We start from the raw sequence: 17719 nt of genomic DNA on the forward strand, positions 1-17719 counted from the left end.
TGTGGGTGAATTGTCCCACGAGTAAGGCGTAGTTGTGTGAAAAAACTGATGATTCGAGCGCGTTTAGAGCGTGACAAAGGGCGGTCAGCGACGGAGCACCAACAAGAATGACGATAAATGGTGAATTTCCCATTTGAGTCAGTCGCTGTTGGGTGACGTCGTTGCCCTTTGCCGAATTGTTTCTAAAATAAAGCGAATACATTTGTTGATTACATAAGAGCCCGAAACAACTTACTGCCGATGTAAGTTGCTCCGAACTCTTATTTATTTGTATGACTGTGAAATTTGTAAGTGTATTTGTGTGATTTGATTTTTGAAATTTGTTGTTATGACAATACGCTTGGAATAGTTTGGAGGCTGTTCAAAAACGTATTTGATGTCTAAAACTTGTTGCTTATGTGTTTTGAAACGTGTGCCAAAAGGCAGAGACATCACCTAACTGCAAATCACTCAAATGGCAAGTTCACCATTTATCGTGATTTTCGTTAGTGCTCAGTCTCTAAATGCCTTTTGTTACGCTCTGGTTCTAAACGCGTTCGTGAAGCTAGCTTTGTTACTTAACCCTAATTGTTGGCTGAAGCTGATGGCTTCATCTGCACAATTGTGGTTAATGCGCCAAAGCTGCCCAGCTTCACTCACGCTCTGATTCTAATCAATATTAATGAAATGTAAGTTAAACATTTTAGCTAAGTCTTCTAATTGTTCTGCTGTTAAAGCAAATGAGAAGACAGTATGGTGGCCGCCACCATTTTCGATCCAGTCATGAGCACCTTTCTTCAAGCCAATTTTTGGTGTCCATAATTGTTTGGCAACTGGTAGATGTGGTGTGTCTGCTTCTGGCTTGTTACCGTCAACAGCGTACATGATCATCCGATATTCATCACCAAAGTCAGAGATCGTAACATCAATAGCATCGCCTTCTGAACCATCAAAGACCAAACGTGCAGGATCATCTTTGCCACCAATATCTAATGGGTGTACTTCAACCCGTGGTTTTGTGCTAGCAATAGATGGGTCAACTTCAAGCATGTGCGGTCCCAAAATAGCTTCATGGCCTTTGCGTAAGTCAAGCGTGTAATCTTCCATGAAGGCTGTGCCCTTGTTATGTGCCATGATCTTCAATAAACGTGTCAAAGCAGCTGTCTTCCAGTCACCTTCAGCACCAAAGCCATAGCCGTCAGCCATTAATAATTGTGCAGCTAAACCAGGTAATTGTTTCATACCCCAAAGATCTTCAAAGTTTGTGGTGAAGGCAGAGTAGTTACCTTTCTCCAAGAAGGACTTGATACCAAAGTATTGGCGTAATTGTTCTTTAACATGATCTTCATAAACTTTAGGATCATTATCGCCAGTTACAAAGTCATATTTGTCTTGTAATTCTTGATATAATTTATCGACATCAGCTTCGTTAACTTTACCGATTTCTTCAACTAAATCACCGATACCATAGTAGTCTACTGTCCAGCCAAATTGAATTTGAGCTTCAACTTTGTCACCTTCAGTAACGGCCACATTACGCATGTTGTCGCCAAAACGAGCAACCTTGATCTTGAAGCTTTCGTCATAAGCAACGGCTGTATCTTCCCAGCGAGCGATCTCGTCTTGGACGTCTTCATCGCCCCAGAAGCCATAAATAATCTTGTTATTCTTCTGCAAACGAGCATTGATAAAACCGTATTCCCGATCACCATGGGCACTTTGGTTTAAGTTCATATAATCAAAGTCAATGGTGTCATAAGGAATGTTGTTTAAGAATTGCGTTGCTAAATGCAGTAACGGTTTTTGCAATAATTTAGTCCCACGAATCCAGTTCTTAGCAGGAGAGAAAGTATGCATCCAAGTAATGACACCAGCAACTTCGTCATTATAGTTCACATCTTTCATCAATTGAGTGATATTATCAGCTGTTGTAGCAATTTCTTTGAATTCAATTGGATAAGGCAACTTGCCAGACGCATTTAGTTTATCAACGATTTCACGGGCATCTTTTTCAACAGATTTTAACTGTTCTTCACCATATAAATGTTGACTACCTGTGACGAACCAGAACTTATAATTCGGAATTTCTAACATGTAAATCTCTCCTTAATAGTTAATTAATTGAACCCTATTTTTCGTGTGTTGCGCGATCTTTAGATTTAGCATTATTTTGGCCGTAATAGGCATTTTTACCATGCTTACGGTAGTAATGTTTATCAAGTAGGAATTGTGGCACATGAATATTGTCATATGTCAAAGTCAAAGCATGATAGTTCATTTCAGCGACAACTTCGAGAACTTTCGCATTATAAACAGCTTTAGCTGGCGTTGGTCCCCAGGCAAATGGCCCATGCTGACGTACCAAAACGGCTGGGACAGCATCTGGATCTAAGCCGCGTTCTTTGAAGGTCCGTACGATAACTTTACCCGTATTTTCTTCATAAGCGCTTTCGATTTCTTCTTTTGTCAATGCATCAGAAACTGGAACATCGTCATAGAACGTATCCGCATGGGTCGTTCCTAATGCTTGAATATCCATCCCAGCTTCGGCAAAGGCAACGCCCCAAGGTGAATGGGTATGTACGATCCCGCCTAAAGTAGGAAATTCGTTATACAATACCGTGTGTGTTGGCGTATCACTAGAAGGATTCATTTTGCCTTCCACAACTTCGCCTTTTAAGTTCACAACCACCATGTCGTCGGATGTTAGATCTTCGTAATCTACCCCAGATGGCTTGATGACAAATAGCCCTTTTTCACGATCGATTCCGGAGACATTCCCCCAAGTAAAGGTTACTAACCCTAACTTAGGCAATTGCATATTGGCTTCATAGACTTCTTTTTTTAGATCTTCTAACATAATGGACACCTTTCATTATTGATTTAGCACACTAACCGAACGAATTGCCGTGGATTCAATTGGTAATGATTTTTTATAAGCCTCAATAAACGTATTGAAGCCTTCAACGCCCCTAGGATCAGGTGCAATGGTTGAGGATTCTGGATTTGCAAATACTTTCTGATCGAGATAATCCTCAAGTTTTTGGCCTTGACCTTCACGGACGAATGTTGCTAAAACAGCCATGCCCCAAGGTCCACCTTCACCAGCGGTACTCATCACAGTGATCGGCGTATCCAAAGCATCAGCCAGAACTTGTTGCCCAATGATTGGTGTTTTGAACAGACCACCTTGAGCGACCATATTATCAGTGTGAATATTTTCTTCTTTGCTCAAAATATCCATCCCGATTTTCAATGGGGCAAAGGCTGAATAAAGATGTGTCTTGATAAAGTTACCTAAATTGAAATCACTATTTGGTGTCCGAACGAACAATGGCCGTCCTTCTGGCATGTTAGTGATATTTTCACCAGACAAGTAACCAATATTGATCAAGCCACCACAACTAGGATCACTTTCTTTGGTACTATTAAATAGTACTTTGTACAATTCATTTGGACTTAATGGATGTCCAATAGCTTCCGCAAATTCACGGAACAAGCTGACCCAGGAATTAATATCAGAAGAACAATTATTCGTGTGTACCATAGCAACATCTGCTCCATCAGGCGTTGTCACCATATCGATATCGCGATGTACTTTATTTAAGGCTTGATCTAAAACCACCATTGAGAAAGCTGATGTTCCAGCAGAGATATTACCCGTACGTTTCCGCACACTGTTAGTGCCAACCATACCAGTACCAGCGTCCCCTTCAGGTGGCGCCATTACAGCACCAGCTTTTAAGGTTCCCGTTGGATCTAAAAGCTGCGCACCAATCGGATTCAACGTGCCAGCCTGTGTCCCTGCCATCAAAGGTTTAGGTAAAATATCTTCTAACGTCCAGTGATATTGCCGTACCGATTTAATCTCACCAAATTGTTGAAGCCGCTTGGTATCATAAGTTTTAGTCTTAGAATCGATTGGGAACATACCTGAAGCATCCCCAATCCCTAAAACTTTTTGTCCAGATAATTGCCAATGAACATAGCCAGCTAAAGTGGTGATGAAATCAATATCCTTAACATGATCTTCTTGATTCAAGATGGCTTGATAAAGATGCGCCACACTCCAACGTTGAGGAATGTTGAAATTGAATAAGTCAGTCAAGTAATTGGCTGCTTCTTCAGTGATGTTATTGCGCCAAGTTCTAAACGGTACTAGTAAGTTACCTTGACTATCAAACGGCATATAGCTATGCATCATGGCGCTAATACCAATCGAGCCAATTTTTTCAAGTTGAATACCATATTCTTTTTCAACTTCTTGGCTCATTTCCGCATAGCTTGCTTGAATACCCTTCCAAACAAGTTCAGTTGAATAGGTCCAAATTTTGTTTTTAAGTTCGTTTTCCCAGTTGAAACTTCCTGAAGCGATAGTTTGATAATCATCAACAATCAAAACGGCCTTGATCCGAGTTGATCCAAGTTCAATCCCCAGGGATGTTTGACCAGCTTTGATCTGACGAATGATATTTTCTTTACTCACACGATGAACCTCCTAAATTAATAAACAGCGAGGTCTAGAATGAAAAATTTGGATAGCGTTTTCATCTAAGAACAAATTTAGTATAAAATATTTATACGTATAAATAAACCCGTATTTTCTATTATCAGTATAATTATTTTTATTTAAAAAAATAAAGCCTAATGATATAGGCTTTTCATAGAAATTTTCATTTATTTATTTTTAGAAGTTGCTTTAGTTGAGTTGCGAATCAGTAAATCTGGTTCATAAACAATTGATGATACTTTTTTATGGTGTAACATGCTGATCAATAAATTTGCTGCATCATGGCCCATTTTTTCTTTTTCATGCGTTAAAGTTGTTAAAGTTGGATCAAAGTATTCGCCTAAATAATAGTTATCAAAACCCGTAATTGAAATATCATCGGGCACGGATAGGTCCTCAGACTTTACACTATCAACCACCTGAAAAGCTAGCTCATCATTATAACAAACAATGGCGGTTGGTCGGCGTGCGACGTTTAAATTCAGATAATCTTCAACCTGTGCTAGAATATTCTTACGGTGATCTGAAGATTGGTACATAATGACACTACTATTAAGTTCAAGGCCGGAAGCCGCTTGGAAGGCCGCTGTAAAGCCAGCCATCCGATCCATCCCCTGTTGATCGTCCACTTGGAAAACACCTAATATGCGTCGATGGCCAATAGAAAAAAGATACTCTGTTAATTTCTTGACCCCTTTAAAATCATCCGTAGTCACAGATACAGCATTCAAATTAGGATATTGGGCATTAATAAATACCATTGGCAGTCGTTTTTGTTCGATCTGTAGATACAAATCTAAATTACTCGCTGGCATGGTACTCCGCGTTGGTTCGACGATCAAGCCCACCACATTACTGTTAAGTATGGACATTAATGCTTTTCGTTCTCTTTTAGGATCATTGTGTGTGTTGGACAAAGCTAACCCAAATCCATTATCTGAAATGATCTGATCAGCACCACTAATAATATTGGGAAAAATATAATCTGCGATGTGCGTTGTAATAATGCCAATCATCTGATTGGTATTATTGTTTTCTTCAGCTGAGCGCCAGTCATTGACAAACATGCCACCACCTTGAATGCGATAAACATAGTGTTCGTTCTCAAGATCGCTCATTGCTCGACGCACGGTGTAACGACTAACATCATACATTGACATTAATTCTGATTCAGTAGGTAACTTATCATTTATTTTATATGTCCCATCAAGAATCTTCTCCTTAACACCATTTCCAACTAATTCGTATTTTTTTGTCACCATTAACTCTCCCAATAAAAATTTTCGATTTGACATTTGTCCGTATAACCATTATATTGAAAACGTTTTATAAATGCAATTTACGCTTCATAAAGAAACTAAAAACGAAAGTGGGCTTTAATATATGTACGCATCAGAAAAACAATTTGACACTTATTTAGAAAAACCCGTCACCGCTTATACCTTAGAAAATGACAATAACGTTTCCGTTACGATTCTAAGTCAGGGTGGCATTGTCCATCAAATCAATGTGCCCGATAAACAGGGGCAAAAGCACAATATTCTGTTGTCATTTCCCCACACCGCTGATTATTATGCTAATGCCGCCTATACCAACATGATGATTGGACCCGTAGCTGGTCGTATTGGTCAAGCAACATTTACGCTTGGTACACACGAGTATCATTTAACCCCAAATGAAGGTAAAAACTTGCTGCATGGCGGCCCTCATGGCTTTCATTCCGTCCAGTGGCAAGGTGAGTTAGCCCAAACTTCAGATACAGCAACTTTAACGCTACATCACACTTTTGCCAATGATGACTGGGACTTTCCTGGAACAATGCAGGTAGCCGTTCATTATATGTTAACCAATGATAATCAACTAAAAGTTGAATTTCAAGCTAAATCCGATACAGACATGTTATTTAATCCAACTTATCACTTGTATTTTAACTTGGCTGGTTCAACTACCATTAACGACCAATACCTTCAAGTGAACTCTGACAGCCATCTTGAAATCACCAGTGAAAAGATCCCTACTGGCAAGTTTACGCCTAATGCTGGTACTGCTTTTGACTTAGCCACGCCGACTAAGCTTGGTGAAGCTCTAGCTAAACTGCAAGATACACCAGAAAAAGGGTTTGACGATGTCTTCGTGATCAATGACCACTCTGAAACAACACCGCTGGCCTCATTATCTGATCCTGTTACAGACCGGCGGGTTGACTTTTATGCTGATGCAAATGCTCTGATCGTCTTCACTGCCAATGCCTTTACACCCGACATGAACTATGTCAATGGCCCAGGCCAACCACATATCGGTGTTGCTCTAGAGGTACAGACATTACCAGATGCTATCAATCATGATGGTTTCGGTGACACCTATCTGCAACGTAGCGAAACTAAAAAACAAGAAATTACTTATCAATTACATTTCTAATCATTATGAGTCATTTAAGAGAGTGAGACAAAAGGCGTTCAGTACCTGAGCACTAACACGAATTGCGAAAAATGGTGGGCTTTCCATTTGAGCTATTCATGGTTAGGTGAGAAGGTTGCCCTTTGGACCACGTTTAAAATTTAATCGTTCGTAACTAAGGAAAGGCTAAAGGCAAAATGTTAATTTTGTCTCACGCCCTCCTCAATAAAAAGAGAACCAACCGACAGAAACACCCAAACATCTGTCACTGGTTCTCTTTTTTTAGGGCCTTTTTATCTAATCCAAGGCTTAGGCCTTAAACTCACGACCGGCTGCTTGCAACGCAGATAAAATGACTTGATCCATATTGAAATACTTATATTGCCCTAGCCGACCACCAAACAAAACATTTGGGGCTTCTGTTTCAGCTAAGTCACGATACTGTTTGAATAAAGTATCATTTTCTTGATTATTTACTGGATAATAAGGTTCCGCACCTTTAACCCAATCTTGAGGGTACTCGCGGGTAATAATCGTTTGATGTTTATTACCACGCCCAAATTCAAAATGTTTATGCTCAATGATCCGCGTAAATGGGGTTTCAGCATCGGTATAATTAACCACAGCATTACCTTGGTAATTGTCCATATCTAATGTTTCTTCTTCAAAACGAAGGCTACGATAAGCTAATGTGCCCAAGCGATAGTCAAAGAATTGATCAATCATCCCTGTATAAACGACCCGATCATAGTCCTTTAAATAGTGCTCTTTATTATCAAAGAAATCCGTATTAATTTGAACTTCAATTTTTGGATCATCCAATAATTTTTCAACGATTTGGGTATAACCGCCAATTGGAATCCCTTGGTAAGGGTCGTTAAAATAATTGTTGTCATAAATATAACGAACTGGTAACCGCCGAATAATAAAAGCTGGTAATTCAGTTGCTTTTTGACCCCATTGTTTCTCTGTATACCCTTTAACCAGCTTGTCGTAAATATCCGTTCCAATCAAAGAAATTGCTTGTTCTTCCAGATTGGTTGGTTTTTTACCCTGCAATACCTGTCGCTGCTCGTCAATCTTAGCCTTGGCTTCTTCAGGTGTGGTTACACCCCACATTTTATTAAAGGTATTCATATTAAAGGGCAAATTGTAAATTTCACCTTTATAATTTGCAACTGGTTCATTCGTATACCGATTAAATTCAGCAAATTGTTGTACATAATCCCAAATCTTCTTTTGACTAGTATGGAAAATATGTGCCCCGTATTTATGAACTTGGATACCATCAATATTTTCAGTGTAAACATTCCCAGCGATATGGTTTCGGCGTTCAATCATTTGTACTTGATGCCCATGCTTAACAGCTTCATTGGCAAAAATAGAGCCAAACAACCCAGTTCCAACGATTAAATATTTCATAGCATACCCTACTTTCTCTTTGATGCAAATTAAATTAATTTGACTTGGGATATTCAATTTCTGGCTTAAATACCATACCGGCAAATAAGCCATGTAAGATCAGTCCCATGCGCTTTAAGCGGCGATTAGGACTCACAAATGGTACTTTAACTAAAGTATATAAGGCAGTCACAATATGCCGTAGTAAGAAACGGCCACCTTGCTTTTTAGAGATGTAATAAAGGTTTCGGTAATTATAAAAGAAGCGGTCGATTCGATTGCCATTTGCTTCGTGTAGAATATCCACTGGCAGATTGGCTTTCATCTTATGAATGGCAATACTATCACCCACAAAATAGCCATTTTCTTTTAGATCAGTGGTCGTAATGCGCAAGGTATATTCAAAATCATCACCCCAAATGAAGAACTTAGAAATCGGGTAGCCGATTTTTTGAATGACCTTTCGTGGAATCAACACAGAAACAAAGGAACAGCTCTGCACATTGATCAACCCTTTTTCTGCAATTAAATTCCAGCCTGTTTTTTGAACGTTAGGAATGTTCATCAAACTTGGCATGTTATCCGTCCACTTGACATTGCTACACAAGAAGCCATAGTCAGTAACCTTTTGACCAGCATTCAATAACTTAGCCAAAGCATCAGGCTGCGGCATCGTATCATCATCCATGATCCAAGCAAGGTCGTCATGGGTTTCACTCATGAAAGCTTTTAACCCACGATTAAAGCCACCAGCGCCACCTAAATTCTCATCCGTACGAATATTGATCAAGTCAGTCTGTTGTTTAAGATAATCCGGTGTTTCATCCGTTGAATGATTATCGATCACAATGATATGGCTGACTGGCGTGGTTTGTTGGCGAATTGCTGCTAAATTCTCTTTAAGCAGGTCCAACTTATTGAATGTTACCACGACTGCTGCTACTTTTACGTCACTCATTTTGCCACCACTTAATTAAATTTAGTTCGCATCACCATGCCGCAAACTAGAGATAAAGTATCCTTCAATAAATGCTAAAATCGTTGATTCAGATAGAAAATCTAACACATTACCACTATAAAATGAAATTGCGAGTACTAACACGACCCCAAACAATAGCGTCACATGCCAATAAGTCATCAATTCACGGCGCTGTTTTAGAATCAAATAAATACCATAAAGCATCAAAAACACATAAGGCATCACTAATAATAAGACACCTAGATAACCCATACTGTACCACTGGGAAACAAAATCACGTTCTAAATTGAATACATGGTTCATTCGTGTATAAGTAATCCCCAGCCAATCATCCCAATGATTATGGTTGATTTCTTTGACGCGTTTCAACTGTGCTTCTTCTAATTTACGGAAGTTAGCCCGATCTGCAGCTGGCCACTTGGTCATAATGTCATACCAGAACATCGGATCAATTTTATAAGAGTAACCACCCTCAACAAATTTCGCCTGCAAGCCATAATCGACGTAATTATTTTTGATGATTGGTGCTAAATCTTTTTTAGTCCCTTTCATCGCGAGTGCGAATTGTTGCTTCAAAAAGCGATCCCGCTTCTCAGCCGTCTTTTTAGAACCTTCACGGCTCGTAACCACCACATTATCTACTTGTTGTCGATTCAAGGTTGGCGAAAATGGCAGTACGACTCCACTAAAGAGCACTAACCCAATAAAGACCCAGATCGTACCCTTTCGCAGTGGCTGTTTATCCCTAAAGTAACGGAACAAGAAATATAACCCAAACGAACCAAAAATTGAGATCAATACCCCAAATGTGGCTGTTTTAGTGCCTAAAATAAACATGGCCCAAATATGAATAAAGGTCAAACTGATCGAACGCCAGTTAAAAGTCGTAAACATGTAGTAAAAAACAATCGGCGCTAGCAAGAGTTCTAATGCCGAAACTGCATTAGCATAGTAGAAAAAGCTTTTAGCCGCTGTATCCCAATACGTAAATCCAGTATTCACGTTAAACCAACTGAAAAAGTTCCCGTTGATCCATTTACTACCATAGGATGCGAGTGCAAAGCCAAATAAATCAGTTAAAACAATACTACCAGAAACGAGTAATGTTAACGTAACGATCACACGTAAAAAAAGCTTACGATTAATTTTGATTTGATAAGCTAATAAGATAACAAACAGTGGAATAATCATCCGAACCAAATAAAAGAGTTCTCCCGCTGTGGAATAATTCAGATTATTTGTCGCAAAAGTATAGAAGTGCTTTGCATTCCAGACATGAAGTACAAAATAAACAAGCAATAAAGCCCCGTATCCGAGAATAAACCAATTCATTTTATGATTACGCTCACTAAAAACGAATAGTAAGCCAATGATAAAAATAAACAAGATCCGAATAATTGTTGGAACTGAAAAGGACAGCATTTTGGATAACGGCGGGACATAGAAAAAGTAAATATCCAAGAACGGCTGTAAAACGATAAATAATATAAATAACTTTTTAGTCAGTGTCTTGTATTTCTTACTGGAATTAACCATTTTTTCCTCCTGGGAGATTACAAAAGTACCTAAAAAATTCTATCACAAAACCATATATTAAGCTAACCAAATCCGGAATTTTCGTTGATATTTAAATAATCCCTCACTTGTCGTCATGGTGGGCATAATCCAACAACTCGAGCGCGTGAGATAAAAAATAATCAGTGGCGGAGTATTCACAGAATCAAGGCCGTTGACTTTTGTAATATATTTAATATGAAAACATTCGTAAACCAAAAACGTGGCTGAAAACAAAACGTTAGTCTTGTCTCAGCCACCCTGACTGCCTGTTTCTAAAAATACTTCAAAGGCATTAATCAATTATTACTCAGATGCACGCTTAATTTTAAATTATTTTAACGCTCAAGATAAAATTCAAACCGATCACCAACATATTCGGTACGGACGTACTCAAATGGTCGACCAGAATCTAAAAATGAAACCTGACGTAATTTTAAAATAGCATCATTACGTTTGACTTTTAGATAGTCGGCGATTCTTTCAGAAGCCAATGTTGCTGAAACCGTTTGTTGGGCACCACCTAATCGGTAACCACCTTTAGTTTCTAAAGCATGGTAAAGTGATGCAGTTACTTCTTCTTTTGAAAAGCCTTCAATCAAATCCGCTGGCACAGCCGCTGTTTCAAAACTGATTGGCACCCCGTCAGCATACCGGATCCGTTCCATACGTAAAACCTGATTGCCATCAGGTAATTCTAAGCGCTCGATCTCACTTAGCGTTGGACTTGCCATATGATAGGAAATAGTTTTACTTGACGGCACTTTACCTTGCGCTTGCATGAGATCCGTAAAACTAGTGATCCCCGACATTTTCTCTTGGACTTTTTGACTCGCCACGTAAGTCCCAGATCCAACGTGGCGTTCTAAAATACCTTCATCAACTAATGTTTTAATGGCTTGACGCAAGGTCATCCGACTGACACCAAAAGTCTCTGCTAAGTCACGCTCAGCTGGAATGCGTTGTCCAACTTGCCACTTACCAGACTCAATATCTTTACGTATTCGATTGTGTATTTCAATATAAATTGGTGAGCGCACTTAAGTCATCCCCTATTTTTCTGCGTGGAAGGCTTGACCAAAACTATAAGTCGTTTTGAGATTTAATGCCCCATCAAATAAATTCATATCTGCATCTTTACCTGGCAGAATGTAGCCCTTATGCTCTAGACCAAATTCATTGGCTTGGTTCACGCTAGACATTTGGACAGCATCAGCAATAGAGCAGCCCGTGAAACGCATAATGTTTACGAATGCGTCTGGAAATTGTAAAACAGAGCCAGCTAATGTTCCATCAGCCAAGCGGGCTTGTTTATCTTTAACAAATACTTTTTGACCACCCAACTCGCTTTCACCTTCAGGCATTCCTTTAGAACGCATTGAATCGGTAACGAGTTCGATTCGATCCACGCCTTTTTGTTCATAAGCTAATTTAATCATATCTGGCACAATATGGAAACCATCACAAATTAATTCCGCATACATATTATTTTCCAACATTGCATGCCCAGTCACACCAGGTTCACGATGTTTAAATTCTCGCTGTGCATTATATAAGTGTGTGACGTGTGTTGCTTTACTGTGTAGCAACTGTTCCCGAGTGGCATTACTGTGCCCAACAGATGGGACGATACCATGAGACAAGCAATAGTCTTCAAAGGCTTGGGCACCCTCATCTTCAGGCGCATAAGTGATCAATTTGACCCGGTTACCAGATAATTCGTTCCAATGAGCTAATAGCTCTACATTAGGATCCTTAATAAATTGTTCTGGTTGGGCGCCCTTGAACGTTGCTGAGATAAATGGCCCTTCCAAATGAACCCCTTGAATGACGGGATTCTTTTCAGCTGCAACTTTAACGCCCGCCATGGCATGGTCAATATTATCGTTAGATTGTGTCATGGTTGTGGCAAATAAAGTCGTAACCCCTTCGTTAGTCATCATTTTATGCGCCATTGTGGCAATTTGTTCTGGATCGCCATCCATGGCATCAAAACCATAACCACCGTGTGCATGTACGTCAATGAAACCAGGTACTAAAATGCGATCACGCAAAATTTCAACTTCATCCCCTGCTTGAGCATGATAATCAGCAACAGGACCAACATCTAAAATTTTATTTGTAAATCGAACATAACCGTCCTGAATTTTTTCCTCGCCAGTATAAATTACCACGTGTTTCAAAACTTTAGCACACATGCTGCCACTCCTTTTACACAAATAAGATTTATTACCTACAGTATAATCGGTATAGACCAACAAATCAATATAAAAAGAGCGCGACAAAGGGTGGGCAATTTCGGAGCACTAACAAGAATGCTTCTAAATGGTGTCCTTTCCATTTGAAGCATTCGATGTTAGGTGACGAAGTTACCCTTTGGAGCGCGTTTACAAAGGTTGATAATTTCAAAACACATTTCAGCATAGCAAAAAAGCTATTGATGAAGTCTAACGTGCACTTCACCAATAGCTTCTTCTATTTTTGCTTAGCATACACCGTTACGGTCTGCTGGTTTGGTGTTGGCTGTTGTTGGATCATTGCATCAGGCGCGTCTGCTTTTGGCATGTTTTTATTAGCTGAAGCTAACATCAACCGAATTCGATTCAATTGATTGACCACGGAAACACCAGGATCATAGTCAATCGGTGCAATATTTGCCTTCGGATATTGCCGCCGCAATTCTTTGATCACGCCTTTGCCCACGACATGGTTTGGTAGACAGCCAAAGGGTTGCATACAAATGATATTATCCACACCATCATCTAACAATTCGATCATTTCACCGGTTAAGAACCAACCTTCACCCGTTTGGTTGCCTAAATTCAAGATCTTACTAGCTGAAGCAGCCAAAGTCTCAATCTTGGTAATCCCAGTAAACCGTCTCGACTGTTCTAAAGCCTGCTGCATTGGCTTTTGCAGCTGATAAACCAATTTAATACCGGCATTTGCCAATACCTCAGATTTCAAGGATAAACCAAATTGTTCATGTTTGATTTTTTGATTATACAGTGAATAGTTCATGAAGCCGGCAATATCGGGCACAACCGCTTCAGCACCTTCATTTTCTAACAGTGAGACAATATTGTTATTGGCAATTGGTGAATATTTGACCAAGATCTCTCCTACAATGCCAACTTTTGGCTTTTGAATGTTACGTAGTGGTACGGAGTCAAAATCAGCTACAATTTGTTTCACGTTACGTTTAAATTCCCGTAGACTACCGTTCTTGACATTATCCTGCACCAATGATAACCATTGCGTATGCAGCTGATTAACTTGACCAGCTTCTTGTTCATATGGCCGGGTTCGATAAACCACGCGTTCAAACAAATCGCCATACAAGAAAGCAATTGCTAAGCGTTTCAGCAACATTGGACTCAATTTAAAGCCATCACCGGTTTTTTCTGTGCCCTGGTTACCCATAGATAAAGAGATGACTGGTACTTGCTGGAAACCTGCATCTCGTAATGCTTTGCGAATCAGCGGAATATAATTCGTTGCCCGGCAGCCGCCGCCAGTTTGCGTCATTAGAACAGAAATGTTGTCCAAATCATATTGGCCGCTCTTTAAGGCTTCAATCATTTGACCGATGGAAATAATCGCTGGATAGCAGGCATCGTTGTTCACGAATTTCAAACCTTCATCCACCGCTTTAGGGTCATGGGCTGGCAAAGTAACGACCCGGTAACCCGACTCATTCAAAGCTGTATCCACCAAACCATCTTGATGAATCGGTGACAACATTGGCACTAAAATCGTATGTTTTTGCCGCATTTCTTTCGTGAATGGAATTGGTTCCGGCATGTCATATAACTTTTTAGGCAAAATATGGCGTTTTTGCCGTTCATTAATGGCAGCTTTTAGCGACCGCAAACGAATCCGAATAGCGCCCATATTAGACCCTTCGTCAATTTTCAGTAATGTATAGAGTTTGTTGTGCTGCGCTAGGATTTCGCCAACTTGATCGGTGGTAATTGCGTCTAGCCCACAACCAAAGGAATTCAACTGGACTAATTCTAGGTTTGGTTCCTTAGCGACAACTTCAGCTGCTGCATATAAGCGCGCATGATAGACCCACTGATTGACAACCCGTAACCCCTTAACATCCCCCAAATGGGAAATGCTATCTTCTGTCAAAACATGAAAGCCCTCCTGAGTAATGATTTGAGAAATACCATGATTGATTTCGGGATCCAAATGGTACGGCCGGCCTGCCAGCACGATGGCTCGTTCATTCTTTTCATGGAGTCGCATCAAGACTTCTTCGCCACGATTATGGATCTGCTGTTTAAAATGATCTAATTCCGCCATACCTTTTTCAAAGGCAGCTCGAACCTCAGCTTCAGTCACGCCATAGTCTTGAAAAGTCAGGAATAAATTCTTAACTGCTGATTTTTCATCAGCCAAATTCAAGTAAGGATTGCGATAGTCGATTTGACCATCACGAATTTCATCCACATTATTACGGATCACATCTGAGTAACTCTGTACAATCGGGCAATTAAAATGATTACGTGCTTGACTATTTTCTTCCCGTTCGTAAACGACACCGGGATAGAAAATCGTCTTGATACCTTTATGGATTAATGCCATCACATGCCCATGCGTCATTTTGGCTGGATAGCAAACGGTATCGCTAGGGATCGTTTCAATGCCCTGTTCAAATAATGCCTTATTGGAACGCGGCGACAATTCTGCTCGAATACCAAGTTCTTTAAAGAAAGTCGCCCACAAAGGATAATTTTCATACATATTCAAGACCCGTGGGATGCCGATGACACCTCGCATTGCTAATTTCTTGCGTAACGGCCGATAGCTAAACAAGAGCTTATACTTTTCTTTAACAAGATTGATCTTGGTATTCTTTTGTCTTAACTTGATCTGCATACCCTTAGCTTGACCACGTTCACAACGATTGCCCGTGACAAAGCGCCGACCATCATTAAAGACGGTTACCGTCAATTGACAGTTGTTTTCACACAGGCCGCAGTGCATATATTCCTTTTCAGCCGTAAACTGACCCATTTCAGCCGTATTCAAAAGGGTCGTCACGTCCCCGGTTTGGTACGCTTCTTGGGCAATGATTGCCGCCCCATAAGCCCCCATCAATCCAGCGATATTCGGGCGAATGACCTCATGACCACTGATCTGTTCAAAAGCCCGTAAGACCGCTTCATTATAGAAAGTACCACCTTGGCAAACAATATGTTGTCCAAGATCTTCAGGCCGTCGTACTTTAATGACCTTGTAAAGTGCATTCTTAATGACAGAATAGGACAATCCTGCAGAAATATCACCAATCGTGGCGCCTTCTTTTTGAACCTGCTTCACCTTTGAATTCATAAATACGGTACAGCGAGATCCCAAATCAGCAGGTTGTTTTGCTAATAAAGCCACTTTAGCAAAATCTTTAACATCATACTTCAATGATTCTGCAAAAGTTTCGATGAAAGAACCACAGCCAGAAGAACAAGCTTCGTTGAGTTGAATCGTCGAAAGGGCATTGTCTTTCACATGCATAGCCTTCATATCTTGCCCACCGATATCCAAAATAAAATCAACGTCCGGCTGGAAGAAATGTGCCGCCTTATAATGCGCCACTGTTTCAACTTCACCAAGATCGGCCCGCAGCGCATTTTTGATCAGCTGCTCGCCGTAGCCAGTGACACAAGTTTTACCAATCGTCACACTTTCAGGCAGCTTAGCGTACAAGTCAGCTAGGATCTGCATTGTTTTCTTCAAGGGATCGCCATCATTTTTACCATACCAAGTGTAAAGCAATTTATGGTCTTCACTCATCAGAGCAACTTTGGTAGTCGTTGAACCAGCGTCGATGCCCAAATAAGCCACCCCTTGGTAGCTGTCTAAATCACGAGTATCGACTTTTGCCTGATCGTGACGTTGGCGAAACTCAGCTAATTCAGCTTCAGATGTAAAAAGTGGCGGCAAAGTATCGCTAAGCTTAAGCGCATTCGTTTGGTCATTGGCTAAATGATCTAATAACCGGTCAAAAGTTGTTGTCGGTTGGTCTTGAGCATAGAGGGCCGCACCTTTTGCGACAAATAGTTGTGGCTTTTCGGGAAAAATAACGTCTTCAGGGGCAATATTTAGTGTATCGACAAAACGAGCCCGTAGCTCACTCATGAAGTAAAGTGGTCCGCCTAAGAAAGCAACTTTCCCCCGAATTTTACGGCCGGATGCTAAGCCAGCAATCGTTTGATTAACGACCGCTTGAAAAATACTTGCGGCAATATCATTCTTAGACACCCCATCGTTGATCAATGGCTGGACATCTGTTTTGGCAAACACGCCACAGCGGGAAGCAATCGGATAAATATGCTTAAAGTCTTTGGCCAGTTCATTGACGCCATCCGCATCAGTCTTCAATAACGAGGCCATTTGGTCAATAAATGCCCCAGTCCCACCGGCACAACTACCGTTCATCCGCTGCTCCATAGCACCATCAAAAAAGGTGATCTTGGCATCTTCACCACCCAGTTCGATAGCCACATCCGTGTCCGGAATCATGACCTCAACTGTTCGCGTACACGCAATGACCTCTTGTACAAATTTAACATCTAATACTTCAGCGAGACCCATACCCCCAGAACCAGTAATCGTAAAGCGAATTGGTGTTTGTTCACCTAAGCGACTACTCGCCTCTGCAATGATTTTCTTGGTCGCAGTTTTAACATCCGAATAATGCCTCTGGTAAGTTTCATATAATGACTGGTTGTTTTCATCTAAAACGACTAATTTAACGGTGGTCGAACCAACATCGATCCCACCATAAAGGGGCTTTTGCGTCATTTGAATACCTCCACTTCCACAACAGCCGTTGAATAACCAACACAACGTTTGTTATACTTTATTTGTTAAGTTTATAACAAATATAAGTG

The 17719-nt window shown here is 40.4% G+C and carries 11 protein-coding genes; 1 reads left to right on the forward strand and 10 read right to left on the reverse strand.

Features of this window, described 5'->3' with window-relative positions; all coding sequences use genetic code 11:
- Positions 1-648: 648 nt before the first annotated feature.
- From araA to ACNAN0_RS11000, 4 genes are all read right to left on the reverse strand, one after another.
- Positions 649-2073: an L-arabinose isomerase gene (gene araA, locus ACNAN0_RS10985; RefSeq protein WP_416353300.1), complete on the reverse strand. Its 1425-nt coding sequence runs from the start codon at positions 2071-2073 to the stop codon at positions 649-651.
- Between the two features lie 34 nt (positions 2074-2107).
- Positions 2108-2839, reverse strand: a complete 732-nt coding sequence (locus ACNAN0_RS10990) for an L-ribulose-5-phosphate 4-epimerase (RefSeq protein WP_416353301.1) — start codon at positions 2837-2839, stop codon at positions 2108-2110.
- A 15-nt stretch (positions 2840-2854) separates the two neighbouring features.
- Entirely contained in the window at positions 2855-4465 is a 1611-nt protein-coding gene (locus ACNAN0_RS10995) for a xylulokinase (RefSeq protein WP_416353302.1), read from the reverse strand.
- A 191-nt stretch (positions 4466-4656) separates the two neighbouring features.
- A complete protein-coding gene (locus ACNAN0_RS11000) occupies positions 4657-5784 on the reverse strand; it encodes a GntR family transcriptional regulator (RefSeq protein WP_416353303.1) in 1128 nt (375 codons plus the stop codon).
- An 88-nt stretch (positions 5785-5872) separates the two neighbouring features.
- On the opposite strand from ACNAN0_RS11000, the gene ACNAN0_RS11005 reads away from it, so the two are divergent.
- Positions 5873-6907, forward strand: a complete 1035-nt coding sequence (locus ACNAN0_RS11005; RefSeq protein WP_416353304.1) for an aldose epimerase family protein — start codon at positions 5873-5875, stop codon at positions 6905-6907.
- 288 nt (positions 6908-7195) lie between these two features.
- On the opposite strand, the gene glf is transcribed toward ACNAN0_RS11005, so the two are convergent.
- From glf to ACNAN0_RS11035, 6 genes are all read right to left on the reverse strand, one after another.
- Positions 7196-8308, reverse strand: a complete 1113-nt coding sequence (gene glf, locus ACNAN0_RS11010; protein ID WP_416353305.1) for a UDP-galactopyranose mutase — start codon at positions 8306-8308, stop codon at positions 7196-7198.
- Positions 8309-8342: 34 nt separating this feature from the next.
- On the reverse strand, positions 8343-9245 hold the full coding sequence (locus tag ACNAN0_RS11015) for a glycosyltransferase family 2 protein (protein ID WP_416353306.1): 903 nt from the start codon (positions 9243-9245) through the stop codon (positions 8343-8345).
- A gap of 21 nt (positions 9246-9266) precedes the next feature.
- Positions 9267-10802 (reverse strand): O-antigen ligase family protein, encoded by a 1536-nt coding sequence (locus ACNAN0_RS11020; RefSeq protein WP_230912339.1) that lies wholly within the window; start codon positions 10800-10802, stop codon positions 9267-9269.
- 356 nt (positions 10803-11158) lie between these two features.
- Positions 11159-11860, reverse strand: coding sequence for a GntR family transcriptional regulator (locus ACNAN0_RS11025; RefSeq protein WP_230912338.1), 702 nt, complete (start codon positions 11858-11860; stop codon positions 11159-11161).
- Between the two features lie 12 nt (positions 11861-11872).
- A complete protein-coding gene (nagA, locus tag ACNAN0_RS11030; RefSeq protein ID WP_230912337.1) occupies positions 11873-13018 on the reverse strand; it encodes an N-acetylglucosamine-6-phosphate deacetylase in 1146 nt (381 codons plus the stop codon).
- A 277-nt stretch (positions 13019-13295) separates the two neighbouring features.
- Positions 13296-17630 (reverse strand): acyl-CoA dehydratase activase-related protein, encoded by a 4335-nt coding sequence (locus tag ACNAN0_RS11035; RefSeq protein WP_416353307.1) that lies wholly within the window; start codon positions 17628-17630, stop codon positions 13296-13298.
- Between the last annotated feature and the right edge of the window lie 89 nt (positions 17631-17719).

Origin of the sequence: Agrilactobacillus fermenti, assembly GCF_047943045.1 — a bacterium.
In the GTDB taxonomy this organism is placed as follows: Bacteria; Bacillota; Bacilli; order Lactobacillales; family Lactobacillaceae; genus Agrilactobacillus; species Agrilactobacillus fermenti.

Coding starts and splice junctions, on each gene's coding strand:
- araA (WP_416353300.1), bottom strand. CDS start 2,073: ATGTTAGAAATTCCGAATTATAAGTTCTGGTTCGTCACAGGTAGTCAA.
- ACNAN0_RS10990 (WP_416353301.1), bottom strand. CDS start 2,839: ATGTTAGAAGATCTAAAAAAAGAAGTCTATGAAGCCAATATGCAATTG.
- ACNAN0_RS11000 (WP_416353303.1), bottom strand. CDS start 5,784: ATGTCAAATCGAAAATTTTTATTGGGAGAGTTAATGGTGACAAAAAAA.
- ACNAN0_RS11005 (WP_416353304.1), top strand. CDS start 5,873: ATGTACGCATCAGAAAAACAATTTGACACTTATTTAGAAAAACCCGTC.
- glf (WP_416353305.1), bottom strand. CDS start 8,308: ATGAAATATTTAATCGTTGGAACTGGGTTGTTTGGCTCTATTTTTGCC.
- ACNAN0_RS11015 (WP_416353306.1), bottom strand. CDS start 9,245: ATGAGTGACGTAAAAGTAGCAGCAGTCGTGGTAACATTCAATAAGTTG.
- ACNAN0_RS11020 (WP_230912339.1), bottom strand. CDS start 10,802: ATGGTTAATTCCAGTAAGAAATACAAGACACTGACTAAAAAGTTATTT.
- nagA (WP_230912337.1), bottom strand. CDS start 13,018: ATGTGTGCTAAAGTTTTGAAACACGTGGTAATTTATACTGGCGAGGAA.
- ACNAN0_RS11035 (WP_416353307.1), bottom strand. CDS start 17,630: ATGACGCAAAAGCCCCTTTATGGTGGGATCGATGTTGGTTCGACCACC.